Below are 19,534 nucleotides of genomic sequence, written 5' to 3'. Positions count from 1 at the left end.
CCAGCCCCTATCAGCGATCATCAGCCGCCGACCAGACCCGGTGACAACACCCCCCGGATCATGGACGACTGGGGGCAGGAATCATGCCGGGCCTGGCTGGCCGATCCCAGGATACCTGGGATGCGAAGAAGGTAACGGGGGGCAGGCGGTGAGAGTTGAGGCATCAGCCTCTCCCTTCGGGAGCCCCTCTCCCTTTGGGAGAGGGGTTGGGGTGAGGGTCCGAAAGCTCGTGAGCCCCTCTCCCCTTGGGAGAGGGGTTGGGGTGAGGGTCCGAGGGCTCGTGAACCCCTCTACCTTTGGGAGATCAGCGGTCGATCTTCTCGTATTCCAGCGTGGGCCGGTCGCCCGGGCGGAAGTAGATGTAGCGCCCACTCATCTCCTTGAGGGCGCGATCGCGCTCTTCGCGCGTGGCATACCAGTGCTCGCGGACCCAGTCGCCGCCGACCAGGTTCTTGAACGGATCGGTGGAGCGCAGCTTGACGCGAATGCCGAACGGGCAGTCGCGGGGGATGGGGCGCGCCAGGTTGTGTTCGTGGGCAATGGGCATGTCAGTCTGGGCAGTGAGGGGTCTGGACGAGTTCCACGCGGCCGCGATTCTACCGCCTCCAGGCAAAGAACCCTAACTGCGGCAATAAGGGTTGATCCCGACCGCGCGCCGGGGATTTTTTCGTCAAGGTGTCACCCCCGCGACCTCCCGCTCGTCTTGACCATGTCCGTGGCGCGCTTGCAACTTTTGGGCGCTTGCTCGCATCAACAGTTCGTGCGCTCCATAGCCAATCGTGCGCGCCGCTGTCTCATTCATTGCGTAATTAAGGGAAGGTCTGACGGAAGTCAGGGGACGGCTGCAACCTTTCGCCGCATGCCGGGATCAGATCATCGTAAATCGCTTGTAGCCGACGCAAATTGGCGCGGAAATGGTACCAACTAAGCCGATTTCCAGGATTTGTCTCGTTTTAGGGTGGAACCGCGAGGTGCGCTGCGGGCGCGCCGTCGCGGCTCCGGTAAAGCCGGTCGCTCGGCCGGTGTTGACTGCCAGGCAACGGGGAGGGGTAACGGGATGATTCTCCGTCGAACCCATGAAATGGTGAGTGGTGACTTGAGTGCGGCGCTGGCGCGACAGCCCAGCACCGAAAACACCGTGGTGAGCCTGCACACGCAGGTGGCCGATTACACGCTGGACGGCGAACGCTTTGCTCTGCTGAGCGCCTGGGGCGGCCGCCAGGAAGTCACCCTGGACAACCGGCGTATCGCGGTGGACGACGATACCTGGCTGCCGCTTCCCGGCGGCCCGGCCACGGTACGCATTCGAGGCTCCGAGCCCGTCAATGTGTTGACGGTGCTGTTTCGCCGGGGCATGCCCGAAGAGGTGCTCGGCGCGTTGCTCACTCCCGAGGATCGCCTGCTGGATGACGGCGAGGTGCAGACCCCGGTGGCGCTGCCATTCATTCCGCACCTGCAGACCCACGACCGCGGCGTCACACCGGTGCTGCTGTTCATTCGCCGTCACTGCGAGATGGGATTGAACGATCCGTTGTGGTTCGAGGAGCAGTTTGCGTTCCTGCTGGAGCGCATGCTCGCCCGTCATCGGGACGTGTTGCAGCGAGCCCGAGGCGTGCCGGTGCGTCGTGCGGCCACGCGCCGCGAGATCCTGCGTCGTGTGTCGCTGGCGACCGATTTCATTCACTCCAATTTCGACAAGCCATTGATGCTGGGTGACATGGCTCGGGCCGCTTTCCTGTCGCGGCATCACTTCCTGCGGTTGTTCAAGCACATTCACGATGTGACGCCACACGAGTACTTGCAGCGCAAGCGCACGACGGTGGCGGGACGGCTGCTGCGGGGAAGCGAGATGGCGGTGGAAGATATCGTCAAGGTGGTCGGGTTCGACTCTCGGTCGACGCTGTTCCGTGCACTACGCCGCTTCCATGGCGTGACGCCGCGCGAGTGCCGCCGGGCCGCCGACTCGTTGACGTTCATGAGTGGCGTTGGTGTAGCCGCGGCGTAATCCTCCGCACTTTGTTGTGAAGCTCCAGCAGCAAGTCCTGCTGGAGCTTTTGTCTCCTTTCTTTCGATCGGCTCAGTCGATCATCCGCACGATGATCTTGCCGCGAGCGTGACCGGTCTCGCTCAGTTCCAAGGCTTGCACCGCATCGGCTAGCGGGAACTCGGCCTCGATCGTCATCTTCAACACGCCGCGCTCGAACAGCTTTGCCAGCTTGGCCAGCTCTTCGCCCGGCTTTTCGTCGGTCGCCGTGCTTGGGCTCGGGCAGCGAAGCTTGCGTTCGCTGCAGGCCTCCGCCGGTGGCTTGCCGACCAAAGTCAGCAGTGTGCCGCCTTCGCGCAGTACGGCTGGCGATCGTTGCAGCGTGTCCCCGCCGACAGTGTCGAGCACGACATCGACGTTCTCAACTACGTCTTCGAAACGAGTCTTGCTGTAGTCGATCACTTCATCCGCGCCAATAGATTTCAGATAATCGTGATTACGTGACGAAGCTGTGGCAATCACATGCGCGCCACGCCAGTGAGCCAACTGGACTGCAGTGCTGCCGACTCCGCCTGCGCCACCATGAATGAGTACGCGCTGACCTTGTTTGATATTCGCGTTGCCAATGAGCGTGCGCCATGCAGCGAGTGACGCCGTCGGAATGCCCGCCGCGTCTTTGAAGCTCAGCTTCGCTGGTTTGCGCGCGATGTTCTCAACGGATGCAATCGCATATTCCGCCAGGCCGCCGCCATCGAGAACAGCGAGTACGCTGTCGCCGATTTTCCAGCCCGAAACACCGGGTCCGATGGCGTCGATGGTTCCGGCCACGTCGCGACCTGGGATATAGGGCAGCGACACCGGAGAGGTCTTTTGCAGCCGGCCCGAGCGGATCTTCCAATCCACGGGATTGATGCTCGCGGCGTGAACGCGAATGCGCACTTCGCCTCTTGCCGGTATTGTCACCGCCACCTGGCGGATGTGCAGAACATCCGAGGCGCCGTAGTCCGTCATGAGCAGGGCACGCATTCGCGTGGGCGTGGCGTCCGCGCCGGCGAGCTGTGCGAACAGCAATGTGAAGAATGTCAGAGCGCAGGTCAGGGGCATGGCTTGTTTCATGAGGGCGAATGCGGTGAGACGAACCGTTCGCTGCGCGCGACGAACGCAGTGGGAACGCTGCAATGAACCACGCGTGGCGTGGGTCCTCATGCGGGCAGGCTGCGAAGGCCCATATATCGATAAGACTTGACTGGTCCACCCACAATGCACAGGAGATCCCCCATGTTTCGAGCTGCCGTCGCAATGACAATGTTCGTGGCTACTGCCGCCCATTCCGCTGAATCACACTGGCCCGTCGTGATTCCAGCGCCGAACGGTGCCGTAATACTGGCCTCGGAGGCAGAGAAACAAGGCTACGACGAATATCGATATGCCGCGGTCCGTCGCGTCGACAATATGCTTTATCTCTCCGGCGTCGTCATCGGGCGCCGGGAGAATGAGGGCAGTGATGTCGCGGCCTTCAAAGCCCAGGTGCGCCGCGGCTTCGAGCGGCTGAAGGCGAGCCTGACGGCCTCCGGCGCCGATTTCGGCGACGTGGTCATGGTCAACAGCTTCCACGTCTGGGACAGTCCGAACTTTACCGGCACGCGCGATCAGCATTGGGATGCCTTCTACGAGGTCGCGGCGGACTACATCAAAGCACCCTATCCGGCTTGGACAGCGATCGGCACCAATGGTTTGCTGGCGTCGCGAGGCCTGGTCGAAGTACAGATGATCGCCCGGCTGCCTGCGTCATCTCAGGGTATGCCAGCCTCGAAGGATCAGTAAAACCCTGCAGCGGCACGGCCGAATCGACGGCGTGCCGCGCCCCAAGCGCCTGCTCGCGGTTGGATGCTTCCTAAATCCCGCGCGATTTTGATATGGTCACGCCCCTTTTCAATGGCGAAAGAGCGGCTCGCAAAGGCGCGGGCACGCGGGAGTTAATGGTGACCCCGAGCGAACAGATCGAGCACATCTATCAGCAAGTCGTACAGCGCAATCCCGGCGAAGCAGAATTTCACCAGGCCGTTCGCGAAGTCCTGGACACCCTCGAGCCCGTGCTCGCCAAGCATCCGGAATACGCCGACCAGAAAATCATCGAGCGCATCTGCGAGCCGGAACGCCAGTTGATCTTCCGTGTGCCGTGGCAGGACGATCGCGGCGTCGTGCAGATCGCGCGCGGCTTCCGTGTTGGATTCAACAGCGCGCTCGGTCCGTACAAGGGCGGGCTGCGGTTCCATCCTTCGGTGTATCTCGGGATCATCAAGTTCCTCGGCTTCGAACAGATCTTCAAGAACGCGCTCACTGGACTGCCGATCGGCGGCGCTAAAGGCGGCTCGGACTTCGATCCCAAGGGGCGCAGCGATAACGAGATCATGCGCTTCTGCCAGAGCTTCATGACGACGCTGTATCACTACTTGGGCGAATTCACCGACGTGCCTGCTGGCGATATCGGCGTCGGCGCACGAGAGATCGGCTATCTGTTCGGCCAGTACAAGCGCATTACCAATCGTTACGAGTCCGGCGTGCTGACTGGGAAGAGCCCGCATTGGGGCGGCGCACTGGTGCGGCGTGAAGCCACCGGTTACGGCACCGTGTACTTCGTCGAAGAAATGCTCAAGGCGCGCGGCGATACCATCGAAGGCAAGCGCTGCACTGTGTCCGGTTCGGGCAATGTCGCCATCTATGCAATCGAGAAGCTTCAGGAACTGGGCGCGAAGGTCATCGCGTGCTCGGACTCGAATGGCGTCGTTCACGATCCTCGTGGCATCGATCTGGAGCTGCTGAAGCAACTGAAAGAGGTCGAGCGACGACGCATCAGCGATTACGCGAAGCATCGTGACGCGCAGTACATCCCCAACGGCGTCATCTGGGACATTCCTTGCGATGTGGCTTTGCCATGCGCGACACAGAACGAGCTCGGCGAGACTTCAGCAAAAACGCTGCTTCGCAATGGTTGTATCGCTGTGGGCGAAGGCGCCAACATGCCAACCACGCCTGGCGGTGTGCGCGCATTCATCGGCGCGGGCATTGCCTACGGACCAGGCAAAGCTGCCAACGCGGGCGGCGTGGCGACTTCGGCTCTGGAAATGCAACAGAACGCCAGCCGCGACGCTTGGAGTTTCGAGCATACGGAACGCCGTCTGCACGAAATCATGAAGAACATCCACCACGATTGTTTCGAAACCGCCAAGGAATTCGGCAGTCCCGGCAATTACCTGATCGGCGCGAACATCGTGGGCTTCCAGCGCGTCGCTCAGGCGATGCTGGCGTTCGGCGTGATCTAGTAGTGAATCTGGCGACGTTGCGCGTCGCCAGGCCTCATCTCCGGCATCGGCCGCCGGCATGGGCATCCTTGTTTTGTGAATCCGGAGCCGCATCTATACGGCTCCTCGGTTCCAATGCAACATAGCGAAATCCCGTTCGCTCGAGGTGCCCCATGTACTCGTTCCGCAAGAAGGCCGTCATGCCCGGCCCCGCCGACATTCTCCCCGGCCGCGCCACTCCATTGGTCGTCCCAGAGAAGCACTTCGTGAACGGCAACCGCATCGTGCCGCCGTTCCCCGCCGGCCTGAAGCTCGCCCTCTTCGGCCTCGGCTGCTTCTGGGGCGCCGAGCGCAAGTTCTGGCAACTCCCCGGCGTGTACAGCACCGCCGTCGGCTACGCCGCCGGCACCACTCCGAACCCAACCTATGAAGAAGTGTGTTCAGGCTACACCGGACACAACGAAGTCGTTCGCGTCGTGTACGACCCGGTCAAGGTCAGCTATGAAACATTGCTGAAAACGTTCTGGGAATCTCACGATCCAACCCAGGGTATGCGCCAGGGCAACGACATCGGCACGCAGTACCGGTCCGGCATCTATGTGTACGACGCCGAGCAGAGGGCCGCGGCGGAGAAGAGCTTGCAGGCGTATCAGGCGCGGTTGACTCAGGCGGGGTATGGGAAGATTACGACCGAGGTGCTGGAGGCACCGGAGTTTTATTATGCCGAGGATTATCACCAGCAGTATCTGGCGAAGAATCCGGATGGGTATTGTGGCATCGGTGGGTGCGGAGTCACGTTAGATGTTTGACGTGACAACCACGGTTGTGGGTCGAGACGATCAGTCGTCGGGATGGCGCGCTGGGCGACTCATCGTCCGATGAAGCTCAGAGGTCATCGATCACGTGCTCGAAGACCTCCCTTAGTGCCTCGCTTCCAGTCAGCGTCAAGTGACCGCCGTCGAAGTAGTAGGGCTTTCCGCTCGCCGAGACCAGTCGGCAATCCCGATTACAGAAGGCTTCCGCGGTTCCATAGACTACAAACTTCTCATAGTCGATCTTCGAGAGCTTCGCGATCAGATCCGCGTTGACTCTAGCATAGTCGTGCAAATCTTGATGGGGCAGCGGCGACAGTCCATTGCGATTCTTCCACAGCATCAATGGCACATGGTCGTTCCAGGTCGGGGGCGGCAGGAGAAAGGAAACACTGATGTTTCTTTGCCTGGCGAGCTGTACCAGCCGGCCAATCTGGTCTAGATCGGTTCCGAGCAGCGAGAAGTGCATGACGATTGCGTCAACCTGTCGCGCTTCGGCTTCCCCGATCACCTGCGATGGTGCGAGGCCCCCCGCCACGAGTGGCCGGTTATTGACCAGGAAATGCACCGATACATTCCGTCGTTCGGCAGTGGAGGCGAACGTCGTCTTGATTGAATCTGCGTAACTGTTCCCAACGAGCAACACGCGATGCGCAGGAGCCGCGATGGGTTTGGTGATCTCGCAGGAAATCGCGGTCGGATGCAGGACGCGCCTCAACTTGCCGCAGCGAAACTCGCTGCGATCGAACCACGCCTGATAGATCAGCATGTCTCGCGTGGGAATGAACTGTTGTTGGGCCAGCGTGCCGAGAAAGCTGAGACCTATGACGACGACCGCAGGAGCGACGATCCAGCGCAGACCCTGTGCACGGCGTCGAAACGGCTGCTCGACAAATCTGTACAAGAGCACAGACGCGCCAGCGACCACAATAGCGATGATGGCGGTGTGCGCGATGCTCTTGGTCTCGAGCACCGTGCCACCGAACGGCCGATAGAGAGACAGCACGATGATCGGAAAGTGCGCCAGATAGATCGAGTACGAATAGCTGCCCATTTTCTCCAGAGCGGTTGCAACGGAAGTGGCTTCAACTCGTCGCGGAATTCCCAGCGTCAGGACCGCCGCGGTGGCGAGGGTGCTGAGAAGCGCAAGCAGGCCAGGATGACCTTTGACGAACCCGGGCCGGTCAGCATCGATATTTACGAGCGCAAGCGCGAACACGAGCGCCAAACACAGCAGTCCCAACCATTGCGAAGCTTGGTGCTTCAATGACCATCTATTCACTGCGTACCTGGCGACGCCGAAGCCGATGAGAAACTCCCACAGGCGCGCAGGAAGCCAGAAGAACGATGTCTTGGGCGAGATGCCCACCACTAGGAAGCACAAGAGCGCGGAAGCGACCAGCAGCGTCGGGTACGCGACGCGCCACTTACCGAACATCCAGACGAGAGCGGGAATCAGCAGATAGAACTGTATTTCGACCCCGAGCGACCAGAGATGCAGCAACGGCAGAAACGCCGCTTTATCGAAATAGGAATTCTCCAGCCAGAAGCCGATGTTGGACGCAAAGAAAGCGGCGAAGCGCGCCTGTGTGGCGACCTGGAAGTAGTCGCTCGGGATGGTCCGTGCTGCTGCGACTAGCGTCGTAACTGCAACGACCGCGAAATACGCTGGAAGGAGCCGCTTGGCGCGCTTGACGAAGAAGTCCAGCTTCTGCGAGGGGTCGTACAGCTTTGCCATCAGATAACCGCTGATGACGAAGAAGACGTCTACGCCCAGAAACCCGCTTTCGAAGCCGGCAACCTCGAAGTGAAAGAGTACCACGAGTAGTACTGCAACGCCACGCAGTATCTGTATGTCTTTCCTGTATTCCATCCGCGCTCGTCTCAAGCAACAGCCGGCAATTTTGACAGCTGCCTGCCGCAGCCGCTAGTGCGGAGCCGGTACTGAACCGCGCCGGGAATTCCGGAGAGCTCCGATTCTGAGTCAGGCCGCTGCGGCCAGACTCTGTTGCTGTTGATAGTGCATGTGCTCGAATTGCACCGGCGGGATATCGTCGGTCGGCTCGAGCAGGTGCCGATTGTCGAACCAATCGACCCGCGCGCTGTTGGCGTAAGCCCGTGAGACTGATCCTTGCTCGATTGGCGCGTTAGTACTGCGCGCCTATAGAACAAACACTGCCACAAACCCGAGCGCTCGGTAGCCCGCTGCTCGCCTCATTCGCTCTCGACGTTGCGCCGTAAGTCGAGATCGCAGTCCCGTTACAAGGACTTTCCTTCCCGGATCAGTTTGAGGTAATGCCGGAAGTTCAGCGGAATGTTTGCCTGCAAATGACGCGCACGTAGCCACAGATGCTTCGCCGAAGGTGGGGCGGCACCCGCCGCCAGTGCGTACAACAAGGTGTTCTCGTTGCCCGTGACTTGTGCCAGCAGGGTTCGAGTGCCGAAGGCCGCCTTCGCGCATTGCAGATGATCGTCATAGCGCTGCCGCTCTCCGTGCAGGTTCATGATCGCGACCCCCTTGGGGCCGAGCAGGCGTGAGACGGAGTCGAAGAACGTCACGGTCGCAAGTGAGGGTGCCACTCCGCTCTGATCGAACGCATCGATGAGAACGGCGCTTACTGGTCGTTCGCACTGTGTGACATAGCGCGCGCCGTCGTCATGCACGACGCGAAAGCGGTAATCGTCCGGCGGTACGAAGAACGCATCACGCATGGCAATGACCCGCTCGTCCACTTCGACGACGGTGATGCGTGCGTTCGGCAGGTATCGATAGCAGAACTTCGCCATCGAACCGCCGCCCAAGCCGATCAGCAATACATGTTCGGGGTCGGGGTCGAAAAGCAGGAACGACATCATCTGGCGGGTGTAGGGCGCGACCAGCGCATAAGGATCGTCGATTCGCATGCGACTCTGGAGCGCATCGCCTGAGAATTGCAGCAGCCGCTCCGATGTTGTTTCGATGATGGCTGGAGCGTCGATGACGGTGGGTGCTTCGGTCGCAGCACCGGATGCTGTTAAAGGAACCTCTCGATGTGCATGGGGGCGCCGATAAGGCACCCGCAACTTACGCGCAGTCGAACGCAGCCCCAACTCCTGGCACGTGATGGCCAGATACTCTCGCACCACCGCCCCTGCGGCGCCTCTCGCCTGTTCCAGACCTCAACTCCCTCCCGCGACCGGGGAAACTCGAACCACTCACACCGGCCGTGCCCGGCCTTCGTGACGGCTCTAGTGTAGTAGCAGTCATGCTGTGGTGTCTTCCGGTATCCAGGCGTTTCGTCCTGGCGCCTTGGTTCCACTGCTCACGGGTGCGCCCCCGCACACGCAAGCTCGCGAGCCCAACCGGCGCGGCTGATTGCGCTCGCAGACCGCCGCGCTAAATGCGCCGGCATCGCCGGGATTCTTTTCGAGCAGGTGATGAGGGTGCCTGCGGCTTCCTCGATGCTTTCGCTACTTCCGCGGGCGCCTGGTCGCACAATCCGATCCTTCGAGTACCGGGATGTGACACTTTGCAGTCTGCAGTTGCCGGACCGCCGTGAGAGTCCCTAACCTTGCAACAGGTCCAGACGCACACTGACAAGGAGGCCACTTGCGCACCACACTTCTGGCTGTGACTTTGCTATCGGCACTCGGCTTGAAAACGGCTTGGGCGGCCGAAGATGAATGGCAGATTACGCCGCGAGGTTTTGCTGGCGACCTCGATCTCAAGCGCGGGTACACCGGCGTAAACGGCAGTCGCACGGATGCCGACCTGGTTGGTATCGGCTGCGGCATTGGCTATCTCACTCCCATGGGCGTGGTTGTCGCAGCCGGCCTCGACGGTGGTGGCGAGTACGATCTCTTCGGCACCTTCGATAGCTATAGTCTCGATCAGCGATTCGTTGCTGTCGGTTATCAATTCGAGCTGGGTAACGGTTGGCGCTTCGTGCCCATGGTCGGCCGCACGCGGTGGCGGCTGGAAAGCGAGGAAGGCCTGCTCCTCAATCCCGGACCGGAACAACGCTCGGTCGTCACAGGGTATGACTATTACTGGGAAGCCAGCGTGTCGCGGCGGATCTCCAGGGCGGTGGCGCTAGGCATCAGCTATAGGCAGGGCGACTATCAGTTCGGCGACTCCAGCGCCACTGCCTTCATGGTAACCATCGGCTTGTAGGTCAAACGCGGCCCGAGCCTGGGGCTCGGCGCAATCCAGCAAAGCAGAACGCCCGGCAGGTGGCCGATGCCGATTTCGGCCACCACGTCCGCCAATTGGCCTGCACTTTCCCGTCAAAGAGCATACGTCGTATCATTGCCGATCCTTGACCGGCGTGGTCGTGCGTGCGAGCCCGCCATGAGCGCGATCGGCAGCGGTCGTCTCGCCAACAACTACATTGCAAGGCAGATTGCAGGAGCTATGACCCAATGAGTGCCCTGTCGAAGTGGCTCGAAGCCGTTGTCTTGCGTTCCGTCGGCCCGGAGAAATTCGCTCGCCTGGAATACAGGCTCAAGCCGCACCGGCGCGCGAGTTGGGGCGGCCCCATGAACGGACAGGTCGGGCGCGTGCGCATCTGCCGTGACATACTGACCACGCTCTCGCCCACTGCGATCGTGGAGACGGGTACCTTCAGGGGCACCACGACGGAGTTCTTTGCAGAGTTCCCAATGCCGGTTTATTCGGTCGAGGCCGAGCCGCGCTTTCACCACTTCGCCGCTTATCGGTTTCGCGACTTGCGTGATCGCGTGCATCTTACGTTGGGCGACAGTCGCTCTTTCCTGAATCGCCTCGCGGCGGATGCGTCGATGCCGAAGAACAACGTCTTCTTCTATCTCGACGCTCACTGGAACGCCGATCTGCCGCTCGCCGAGGAGATCACGACCATCTTCGCGAACTGGCAGCAGGCGGTGATCATGATTGATGATTTCGCCGTGCCTGATGATACCTATGCGTATGACGATTACGGTCCGGGAGCCGCGCTCAATGCCGAGTATCTGGATCGTTTGGGGCGCACCGACATGTATCGGTTTTATCCGTCGCTGCGTGCGGCGGAGGAGACCGGGGCAAAACGTGGCTGCGTTGTTTTGTGTAACGATCCGCAGGTGCGGGATCGCTTGAAAGCACTGTCGTCTCTGCGGCAGGTGATCTGATATCGAGTCCATGTCTTATTTTTCTCATCTGTTTACCACGCTCGAACCCTATCCCTGGGCGATTACGACGCTGCAGCTGACGGCGCTGCTGCTGCTGGTTTGGTTGGTCAATGTGCTTGCGAGGCACCTGCTGGCTCGCGCACTTGCTCGTGCTGCGCGCGTGGCCTTGACTCAATGGGATGAGTCACTGCTTGGCAAGGGTGTCATAGGGCGAATCGCACAGGTCGTGCCGGCGCTTACCGTCTATTACGGCATCACGTTTGTATCTGGCCTGCCGCCGATGGTCGTGCCCGTCGTGCGGGGTATCGCCAACGCTTATGTGGTCCTGACGATCGCATTGGCGATTGGCAATCTGCTGAACGCATTGGGTCAGGTGTACGAGCAGCGAGATCCAGAGCGTGCGATGGCGCGGCCCATCAAAGGCTATCTGCAGCTCGTCAAGATCATTCTGTATCTGGTTGCGACGATCCTGATCATCGCCACGCTGTTCAATCGCGATCCGCTGCTGCTGTTGTCCGGCCTCGGTGCCATGACGGCGGTGTTGCTGTTGGTGTTCAAGGATACGCTGCTGTCGCTGGTCGCGAGCATCCAGCTGTCCACGCACGACATGCTACGCGTCGGGGATTGGATCGAGATGCCGCAGCTCAACGCGGACGGCTTTGCGATCGATATCTCGCTGCACACCGTCAAGGTCCAGAACTGGGACAAGACCATCACCACCATCCCGACGTGGCGGTTGATCAGCGAGAGCTTCAAGAATTGGCGTGGCATGTTTGAATCGGGTGGACGGCGCATCAAGCGCGCAATCTATCTCGATCAGACGTCGGTGCGATTTCTGACGCCGGAAGAGCGCGAGCGCTTGCGCCGGTTCGCGTTGATCGACGGTTATCTCGATCGCAAGCGCGCGGAACTGGAAGAGTACAACGAGAAGCTGGCTGCCGAAGGCAAAGATCCGGTGAATACGCGTCGCGTAACAAACATCGGCACCTTCCGCGCCTATGTGCAGGCCTACCTTCAGGCGCATCCGCAAATTCACCAGCAGATGATCATGCTGGTTCGTCAGCTGCAGCCCGGGCCGACCGGACTGCCGCTGGAGATCTACTGCTTTACCTCATCGACCGCGTGGGTTGAGTACGAAAGCATCCAAGCGGATGTGTTCGATCACCTGTACGCGATCCTTCCAGAGTTCGGCTTGCGCGTGTTCCAGCAACCGAGCGGTGCAGACGTGAGTGCCGCTATCGGCGCACACGTCAGGTCTTTCGTGGCCGCTGTCGAGCCAGCTCATCGAGCTCCTCATCCATGACACCGAGCTGCACTTCTTCGGCTTGATCGAGGCCGCCTCCCAAGCCAGCTTCGCCGGCGCCAACGATGCGGTCGGGCGCAATGTCATCCTCATTCCCACCTCGTCGGGCGCGCCAGTTCCTGCCCGACGCTGCTGGGGGACGTTCCCAGCATCGGCAATGTCCCCATCACTGCACTTGTGAATCGATCAGCACGGGCGGTTTCTGGGCCTCCCGCTCGCTGGGCTGTAATAACCCCATCCCCACGACGACGATTGCAGCGGTCAAGGTGGCCAAGTACGCGATCATCGCCAGCACTCGTGATCGATGCCGTGTCTGCCCATCGCATCAGATCCTTTCGTGGATGCAGCAGCCATCGCGCTGTCGTATCCTGTGCGACTCTTTTATGGGTGTTCCGGCGTACGCCGAAACAGATCTCACAGGCAATCAAGGTATCGTGCATCGATGAGTGAGCTATGGCCGGAGTGGAGCCGGGACTGGCTGGAGCTAGCCTTGCCTGCGGTCCAGATCGTGCTGATCGTCATCGCCGCGTGGCTATTGCAACGGTTGGCTCGGCGGGTGATCCGTCGACTTGGCCAGCACAATGTGCCGCCCGAGATGACGACCGGCGCGCGGCGCGTCAGTGCGTTCTTGATCTACGGCGCCGCGGCGTTGCTGGTGCTGGAGCGATTGGGCGTGTCCGCAGGGGTGCTGTGGGCGGCGTTCACCGGTTTCGCCGCTGTAGCCGCGGTGGCGTTCTTCGCCGTCTGGAGCGTGCTGTCGAACATCTTCTGTTCGGTGCTCATCTTCGCCACTCGCCCGTTCCGTCTCTATGAGCAGATCGAAGTGCTGGAGAACGGCGAGAAGCCCGGCCTGAAGGGCCGCGTGATGGACATCAACCTGATCTACACCACGCTGCAGGAAGAAGGTCCCGGAGACGGACAACCCGGTCACACCTTGCAGATTCCCAACAGCCTGTTCTTCCAACGCGCCGTGCGCCGCTTCCGCAGCAACCCCGGGCACGGCACCCAAGGTGATGGATAAGCGGTTACCCGGTGTGCTCCTTGAAGTCACGCTCGATGCGAGCCTTCACCAGTTTACGTACTTGTGGAGATAGTTCCGTCTCCCGCTCACGGCTCAGCAGCGTATCGCGCTGAACCATTCCGTGCTTCACCAGTTCCCTGGTGAACTCCCGGTCCTTGTCGCGGCCTGCGACATATTTTGAGATCGCGAGGTCATGAACCTCCAGACAAAGTCCGGTGACACCGACTGTATTTGGATTGCTGATCTTCACCAGCCTCTTACGCCAGCCACTCGGCAAAGTTGCCGTGCTTTCATCCACTCCCTGGGCGTAGTAGCCGTACAGTTCATGAAACGGCGAACCTTCTCCAATGCTGCAGTCAATGAGATCCGAGAGCTGCGGGTGGTTCTTGGGAAACAAATCGGCTTCGGCGGAAACGAGTAGCGCGGCAGGTGCGTTGGGAAACTGCCCGAGAATGGACTGGCTGCCGATGACGACGATTTCGGCGTCATTGGCGATCGATCCGGCCGCCCGGATCAAGTGCTCAAGCTCGGAACGCTTCATAGATGCGCCATCGTTCCTGTTGCGTGAGAACTCCAGCGAAAGGTGAGGATTGCCTCAGGCGTGCGCCGTTTTCGCTGGGCTCGGTGATGAGGGCGGCGATTCTTCGCCACGGCTGGCCGAGTATCTCGCGCCACTCCGTCAGCCATGCCGGTGTATCCGATCCTCGCTGTGCGGCCCACCGCTGTACGTTCTTGTGAGCGATCTGCAGCAGTGTTGGATCGCGCTCGATTTTTCTGGCAATGACGGCATGCATGGCCAGGCTCCGAGCCTCGAGGAGCCGATGTGAGGAGTAGGTGGGTGCCGTCTCGGCTTCACTGGGCACCCAGGCGACGACAGGTTTCAGTCCTGCAGCCTTGCGCCGTTCGCGCAGCCGGCGCATACGCTCGGCAGCGGGGATGGCCGATCCAGTTGACGGTCGTCCACGAGATCGCTTGATGGGCCTTCTCGCCATTGAATAAGCGTAACTCGTTACGATTATTCCTGCAAATGTACCGCCCACGGCCACATCCTGCCGGCGGAATGTCCGATACTCGAGCGCGTACCGGCCGCGTTCGGCGGATTCCATGCCTCGACCGGCTCAGCGATAGAAGATGTGCTTGCCGATCCTGGCTACCACACGCTTGCTGCTGGCCCAGTATGGGTTGACGTAAGTGGCGTGATAGAACAATGCGCCAGGCACCAGCGGCTGGTGCTGGCCGTCATAGACCACCGTGGCGATATCCATCGCCTGTTTCCACTCCGGGCTGCCTGACTCCAGCCGCAGTTTGAATGCCGTCCACGAGAAGTGCGCGACAAGGCGTTTGCGTGAAGTGTCCCAGCGAGTGTCGTGCACGACATCGCAGACGGTGTTGGGAAAGAGCGGCGATGCCAGTCGATTCATCGTGACTTCGGCGACGGCATATTGGCCCCGCAGCGGTTCGCCACGCGCCTCGAAATAGATATTCTCGGCCAGGCAGCGAATGTCGCGGGTTCGCGCGCGAGCGGCGTCGATGCGCGAGCCGTCGATGGTGCTTCGAGCCGCATACGCGAAATAAACGATGAGGCCCACCGCTACGAACGGCAAGCTGAGCAAGACAAAGAACGTGAAATCCCCTTTGTCGCGCAGGAGCCAGTACAGCGACAGCCTGCGCCGCCACGATACGAATCGATAGCGCACGCCGTAGAGCACGGATCGGAGCATGGTTCTGATCGAGTCGCGTCAACGGTGTGCCCGCACGCACGGGTCATGAATCATCACAACAGTCCGTCCAGTCGCTCCAGATCGTTGATCATGCGCCACCGGCCGCCGCTCTTTTCCACGCGCTCGCGCCAGTTCTCGACACGTGAGAGATATTCGCGCGGATCGAGGTTGTCGGAGCGCAGCTTGGTGACGTTCAGCGCGACCACCTCGAACCCTTTCAAGTCGAGCGGCACGTCACGCACGTAACCCTTGGCCAGATCCTCCTGCAGGTCGGAGAAGATCAAGATGGTCTTGCGGCCGGAATTCTTCTCGTTGAGGAATTCGATGGCCTGCAACACGCCGCCGGTGATGTCGGTGTGCGTCGAAGACTCGGCGCGATCGACGAATTTCTTGATGGCATCGGCGAACGCACGCTTCTGGGTGTTGGCAGTGCTCGGCCGATCGTCGAAGGTCGCCTTGGCGATGATGTCCTTCTCGCTGAAGCTGCCCGTATCGATGCGCGCGACTGCGAAGGAGTCGGTCGGCTGCAATTTCGACAACGTGTACAGAATGATGCTCTGCGCCTTCTTCAATTCCTCGTTGTACGTACCCGAGGTGTCGAGCAGCAGATACACACCCGTGTTGCGAGGAGCGGTCGGCGTGCAGCCAGCCACCAGTAGCGCGGTCAGGGCCAGGATGAATGCCTTCATGTCTGGGCCTCCTGCACTTCGCCGACTTCGCGTGAGTGATCGGCACGCGCCGCCTTGGCGCGTGCTTCGAGCCACAGCGGGACGAACAGCGGCAGATCGTAGATACGTTCCAGGAGCTTGCCGGTGTGATGAAACGCGTTGCTGAGCACCCTCAGTACCAGCGCGCCGGCCCGCAGCAGGCCGATGCCGCAAATGCCCAGCACGGTCCGCGAGGAGTGAACGAACGTTTCGAAGGGAATTGCCACGAAGGTCAGTGCGAACGGCAGAATGAAGCCCATGCCCATCTGCGCGGCCGTGGTGATCCAGAGATATTCGTTCTTCAGCTCGCCGGCGCCTTCGCCTCGCAGCAGCGCGCCAGTCGCAAGCTCATCCTGCAGCAGGACTTCACGCATATACGCAAGGCCCGCTTCGACGCTGGCCAGCAGGGTCAGCAAACAGAACGTGATCCAGATCATGCGCACGCGCATCTTGTCGGGCAGCGCCGCGATCACTGGGAACAGCCGGGTGATGCGCAGCGATTCCATCAGAAAGAGTCCCATCGAAATCTCGACCATGATGATCACGAGCGCGGCGATATCGGCGGTGCGGAACGAGCCGATGTAACTGGTGCCGCCCACCATTTCCGACATGGGCCGAGCGATCAGCGAGAAGTTGATCGCTGCGCCGCCGATCGCGATCAGCAGCACGAGGCCGGAGACGAAGAACTGCACCACTGACGAGGAGGAGAGAGTGGACACGGCATGATCGTGGCCGCGCACGATGTCCTGATATTCCTGCATGTGTCGGTCGATGGCGACCGAACGCTTGAGCAGGCTTTCGACGGAGGCATACACTCGTTCAAGCACGTCTTTGATGGCACGCCATTCCGGCATCATCTTGTGCAGCAGTGCGTGCCGCTCCGCGCTGGCGTCCCGATATTCGTCCATCGCCTCTTTGTGAGCTTTGACCAGCGACTTGTGAATGTCGGCGAGGATGTTCGCCGCGCCGTTGTTGCGGCCCTCCATCTGTGCCACGGCATCGACCGCCCGTATCCAGCCCGGAGCTTCCGGCGGCACGTCGACGGCGTTCTGGTGATTTTCCTCGATGCGCCGGATCGACTCGCTGAGCGCCCGATGCAAGGTGGGGTAGTTCGTGAGGTCCTTGCGAACGCTTTCGGCGACGCGCTCGAACTCACGTTCGATGATGCGCTCTTTCGCCTCGCGTCCCGCCGCCAGGAGCACGTCCCGGTTGCGCGCAGCGAGCCGGGCTTCGAGGTGGGTGGTTGAATGCGAAGCCAACCGCAGGCCCCGCGCGATCGCGCTCGTAGCCGTGCGGATTGCCTGATGAGCGGTATCGCGTGCAAAAAACAGCACGAACACTGCCAGCACGAAAAGAATGAGCACGGAAAGCGTGGGCCAGGGGGTAATCCCTAGAATGGCTGCAATGGACATAATGTCCTCCCGATGAATGGGCCGGTCCGCCGCGACTTTCCTGAATGAACGTCGCTGGCAATCTGAATTCGGCTTGCAGGGGCAGGTGGATGTCAGCTGAACGAACCGGAGCCCGGAATCTTGATGGAGTTCTCAGGTGCCGCTTCAGGTGCCGCTGCGCGTCGCTCAGTCGGCGCCGCTCATTTGTGGTGGCTGAGGGGGCTGACCTGGGATTGCCAACGGTCGTTCACAAGCCGAGGCCGGTTGTGCGATGACGTCAGTCATCCGCTTCGACGTCTCGTTGCCGAGCTTGCAGCGCGTTCATCGATCATACGTATTAACCACGGCCATCGTCGTTGACAACGCATCATCGAGCGCGGATTGCTTCTAGACACACCAGGGTGGATACCCGATGATCCGACACCGCGTCGATGCACGAGTATCACGCGACGAGTCTTAGCCAGAGTGCCGCTCATGAAGCGACAGGAAGATCGCGCCGGAAGGGACCCGATGCATTGGTTGTCGGGCGGCGGCGTCATGAGCGAACTGATCAAAGCAAAAGACTGGACGAGCAGCACGCTGGGCGAAATCGAGAATTGGCCGTCCAGTCTGCGCACCGCGCTGAGCATCTGTCTCGCACTGCCCGCACCCGCGTGCATCGCGTGGGGCATCGAACGTGCTTGGGATTGGCGATCTGCAAGCGGCTTACGGAAGCCATGAATGGCGAGATCGGCGTGGAAAGCACGGTCGGTGTGGGGTCGACGTTTACCGTGATGTTGCCCATGGAAGCCGCAACGGCGGATCTCGTGCCAGCACGCCCGGGAACATTCGATCCTGCGCGGCTCACCAAACGGCACGTACTGAACATCATGCGGTCGAAAGTGCCGGCATCGCTGCGCATCCTGCTGGCCGAGGACAACGTCGTGAATCAGCGGCTAGCGCAACTTCTGTTGGAACGTTTGTCGCAGACCGCGGATATCGTGTCGAATGGCATCGAGGCGGTGAACGCAGCGGCCCAGCTGCCCTACGACCTGATCCTGATGGATGTTCTGATGCCCGAGATGGACGGGCTGGATGCCACTCGCGAGATTCGCGCCCGATTGCCCAAGGAGCGCCAGCCCCGCATCGTCGCAATGACTGCAAATGCGTTGAGCGGAGATCGAGAGCGCTGCCTGGCTGCCGGCATGGACGATTACATCAGCAAGCCGGTGCAGCTCGAAGAGCTTGCCGCGATCATACAGCGGCAGCAAATACATGTGGGAGCTTTGGCTGCATCCCCGTCATCGACGCTGAGTCCAGCGCAGACGTCCGAGTCTCGACCAGAGTATCGTCAAGAGTATCGTCAAGAGACCATCGATCGACTGATCGCCGCCGCCGGGACGGCGGGCGCCTCGATCGTGCTGGGAGCGATGATCGACAGCGCGCCTCGGCTGCTCGATGCTTTGCAGAACGCGCTAGCTCGAGGCGATGCGCCGTCGGTCAAGCGCAGCGCTCACACCCTCAAGGCCAACGCGGCCACCGTGGGTGCCGATGCTTTGGCGCGAACATTCCAGGAGATCGAGAATCTCGGCGCCGCCGGAGATCTCGCGGCAGCCAAGGATACCGTCGAGTCGGCGCGACAGGCATATCTCAGCCTGATCGAAGTCATTACGCGCGTGCGCCAGCAGCTTGGCGCGTGAATGCACCAGGCCGGGGTGGTCATCTCGTCGTCATTCAAATGAGAGCCGTGCCGCCAGTTGCTGCCGATCGAACACGGTGATGCCAAACTTCTGTAGTCGCCTGGTCAGCTCCAGAACCGCTGAGTCCTTGCTCACCAGTGCATCCGCCCGTTCGTGATAGGCTAGGGCGAGGAAATGTTGATCATCGCGATCGCGGCAGCGAGGGAATCCCGCCGGCAATCCGAGATCATCGAGGTGAAGCCCCGGTGGCAGAGTCACGAGCCGCGTATGCGAGATGTAGCGTGCCAGCACTTCCTGCTGCTGCTCGATGCCAAGATTGAGCTGTGCATAGCCAAGCACGCGGCGTAGCTCGTCGACAGCCGGCGCATGAGTGACGATATCGATCTGGCCTCGATCCAACGCACGTTGCAGGCCAGCTACGCTGGCGTCGCGGAACACGAGCCAATCGAGCACGATGTTGGTGTCGAGGATGAGCTTGAAGTGGGACACG

Annotated in this window: 20 protein-coding genes; 10 read left to right on the top strand and 10 right to left on the bottom strand. The window is 60.8% G+C overall.

Annotation, left to right across the window (positions count from 1 at the left end):
* Nucleotides 1-304: 304 nt before the first annotated feature.
* On the bottom strand, nt 305-547 hold the full coding sequence (locus tag VGE08_RS16295) for a hypothetical protein (RefSeq protein ID WP_331068968.1): 243 nt from the start codon (nt 545-547) through the stop codon (nt 305-307).
* Between the two features lie 510 nt (nt 548-1,057).
* Here VGE08_RS16295 and VGE08_RS16290 point away from each other — a divergent pair.
* Nucleotides 1,058-2,005, top strand: coding sequence for an AraC family transcriptional regulator (locus VGE08_RS16290; RefSeq protein WP_331068967.1), 948 nt, complete (start codon nt 1,058-1,060; stop codon nt 2,003-2,005).
* A gap of 72 nt (nt 2,006-2,077) precedes the next feature.
* Here the strand turns inward: VGE08_RS16290 and VGE08_RS16285 are convergent, their stop codons facing one another.
* A complete protein-coding gene (locus VGE08_RS16285) occupies nt 2,078-3,100 on the bottom strand; it encodes an NADP-dependent oxidoreductase (RefSeq protein WP_331068966.1) in 1,023 nt (340 codons plus the stop codon).
* Between the two features lie 162 nt (nt 3,101-3,262).
* Between VGE08_RS16285 and VGE08_RS16280 the strand changes: the two genes are divergently transcribed.
* The 3 genes from VGE08_RS16280 (at nt 3,263) to msrA (ending at nt 6,095) form a co-directional block, all read left to right on the top strand.
* The gene (locus VGE08_RS16280; RefSeq protein WP_331068965.1) at nt 3,263-3,808 is read left to right on the top strand and encodes a Rid family hydrolase; all 546 of its coding nucleotides are present in this window, start codon (nt 3,263-3,265) and stop codon (nt 3,806-3,808) included.
* Nucleotides 3,809-3,963: 155 nt separating this feature from the next.
* A complete protein-coding gene (gene gdhA / locus VGE08_RS16275; RefSeq protein WP_349258715.1) occupies nt 3,964-5,307 on the top strand; it encodes an NADP-specific glutamate dehydrogenase in 1,344 nt (447 codons plus the stop codon).
* Between the two features lie 152 nt (nt 5,308-5,459).
* Nucleotides 5,460-6,095 (top strand): peptide-methionine (S)-S-oxide reductase MsrA, encoded by a 636-nt coding sequence (msrA, locus tag VGE08_RS16270; RefSeq protein WP_331068963.1) that lies wholly within the window; start codon nt 5,460-5,462, stop codon nt 6,093-6,095.
* 76 nt (nt 6,096-6,171) lie between these two features.
* Here msrA and VGE08_RS16265 read toward each other — a convergent pair whose 3' ends face one another.
* On the bottom strand, nt 6,172-7,971 hold the full coding sequence (locus tag VGE08_RS16265; RefSeq protein ID WP_331068962.1) for an acyltransferase family protein: 1,800 nt from the start codon (nt 7,969-7,971) through the stop codon (nt 6,172-6,174).
* Nucleotides 7,972-8,357: 386 nt separating this feature from the next.
* Nucleotides 8,358-9,002 (bottom strand): fused MFS/spermidine synthase, encoded by a 645-nt coding sequence (locus VGE08_RS16260; protein WP_331068961.1) that lies wholly within the window; start codon nt 9,000-9,002, stop codon nt 8,358-8,360.
* Nucleotides 9,003-9,687: 685 nt separating this feature from the next.
* Here VGE08_RS16260 and VGE08_RS16255 point away from each other — a divergent pair.
* The 4 genes from VGE08_RS16255 to VGE08_RS16240 all read left to right on the top strand — a co-directional run bounded on the left by VGE08_RS16255 (nt 9,688) and on the right by VGE08_RS16240 (nt 13,546).
* Nucleotides 9,688-10,251, top strand: a complete 564-nt coding sequence (locus VGE08_RS16255; RefSeq protein WP_331068960.1) for a hypothetical protein — start codon at nt 9,688-9,690, stop codon at nt 10,249-10,251.
* Between the two features lie 248 nt (nt 10,252-10,499).
* Nucleotides 10,500-11,222 (top strand): hypothetical protein, encoded by a 723-nt coding sequence (locus VGE08_RS16250; RefSeq protein ID WP_331068959.1) that lies wholly within the window; start codon nt 10,500-10,502, stop codon nt 11,220-11,222.
* A 10-nt stretch (nt 11,223-11,232) separates the two neighbouring features.
* Entirely contained in the window at nt 11,233-12,525 is a 1,293-nt protein-coding gene (locus tag VGE08_RS16245) for a mechanosensitive ion channel family protein (protein ID WP_331068958.1), read from the top strand.
* Nucleotides 12,526-12,967: 442 nt separating this feature from the next.
* Nucleotides 12,968-13,546, top strand: coding sequence for a mechanosensitive ion channel family protein (locus tag VGE08_RS16240; protein WP_331068957.1), 579 nt, complete (start codon nt 12,968-12,970; stop codon nt 13,544-13,546).
* Nucleotides 13,547-13,550: 4 nt separating this feature from the next.
* Here the strand turns inward: VGE08_RS16240 and VGE08_RS16235 are convergent, their stop codons facing one another.
* From VGE08_RS16235 to VGE08_RS16215, 5 genes are all read right to left on the bottom strand, one after another.
* Nucleotides 13,551-14,087, bottom strand: coding sequence for a DUF6036 family nucleotidyltransferase (locus VGE08_RS16235; protein ID WP_331068956.1), 537 nt, complete (start codon nt 14,085-14,087; stop codon nt 13,551-13,553).
* The gene (locus VGE08_RS16230) at nt 14,068-14,340 is read right to left on the bottom strand and encodes a hypothetical protein (RefSeq protein WP_331068955.1); all 273 of its coding nucleotides are present in this window, start codon (nt 14,338-14,340) and stop codon (nt 14,068-14,070) included. Before VGE08_RS16230 ends, VGE08_RS16235 begins: the two co-directional genes overlap by 20 nt.
* A gap of 324 nt (nt 14,341-14,664) precedes the next feature.
* Nucleotides 14,665-15,267: a cell wall hydrolase gene (locus tag VGE08_RS16225; RefSeq protein WP_331068954.1), complete on the bottom strand. Its 603-nt coding sequence runs from the start codon at nt 15,265-15,267 to the stop codon at nt 14,665-14,667.
* Nucleotides 15,268-15,320: 53 nt separating this feature from the next.
* A complete protein-coding gene (locus VGE08_RS16220) occupies nt 15,321-15,956 on the bottom strand; it encodes a hypothetical protein (RefSeq protein WP_331068953.1) in 636 nt (211 codons plus the stop codon).
* Nucleotides 15,953-17,386, bottom strand: a complete 1,434-nt coding sequence (locus VGE08_RS16215; protein ID WP_331068952.1) for a hypothetical protein — start codon at nt 17,384-17,386, stop codon at nt 15,953-15,955. Before VGE08_RS16215 ends, VGE08_RS16220 begins: the two co-directional genes overlap by 4 nt.
* 453 nt (nt 17,387-17,839) lie before the next feature.
* Between VGE08_RS16215 and VGE08_RS16210 the strand changes: the two genes are divergently transcribed.
* Complete coding sequence (locus VGE08_RS16210) at nt 17,840-18,085, top strand: hypothetical protein (protein WP_331068974.1); 246 nt, start codon at nt 17,840-17,842, stop codon at nt 18,083-18,085.
* Nucleotides 18,019-19,044 carry a response regulator gene (locus VGE08_RS16205; protein ID WP_331068973.1) on the top strand — a complete coding sequence of 342 codons (1,026 nt, stop codon included), beginning with the start codon at nt 18,019-18,021 and terminating at the stop codon, nt 19,042-19,044. Before VGE08_RS16210 ends, VGE08_RS16205 begins: the two co-directional genes overlap by 67 nt.
* A 30-nt stretch (nt 19,045-19,074) precedes the next feature.
* On the opposite strand, the gene VGE08_RS16200 is transcribed toward VGE08_RS16205, so the two are convergent.
* Nucleotides 19,075-19,533, bottom strand: coding sequence for a putative toxin-antitoxin system toxin component, PIN family (locus VGE08_RS16200; protein ID WP_331068951.1), 459 nt, complete (start codon nt 19,531-19,533; stop codon nt 19,075-19,077).
* Between the last annotated feature and the right edge of the window lies 1 nt (nt 19,534).

It is taken from the genome of Steroidobacter sp. (assembly GCF_036406195.1).
GTDB lineage: Bacteria > Pseudomonadota > Gammaproteobacteria > Steroidobacterales > Steroidobacteraceae > Steroidobacter.
The sequence above is the reverse complement of the archived record's forward strand: the minus strand, read 5'-3'. Positions and strand labels throughout refer to the sequence as shown.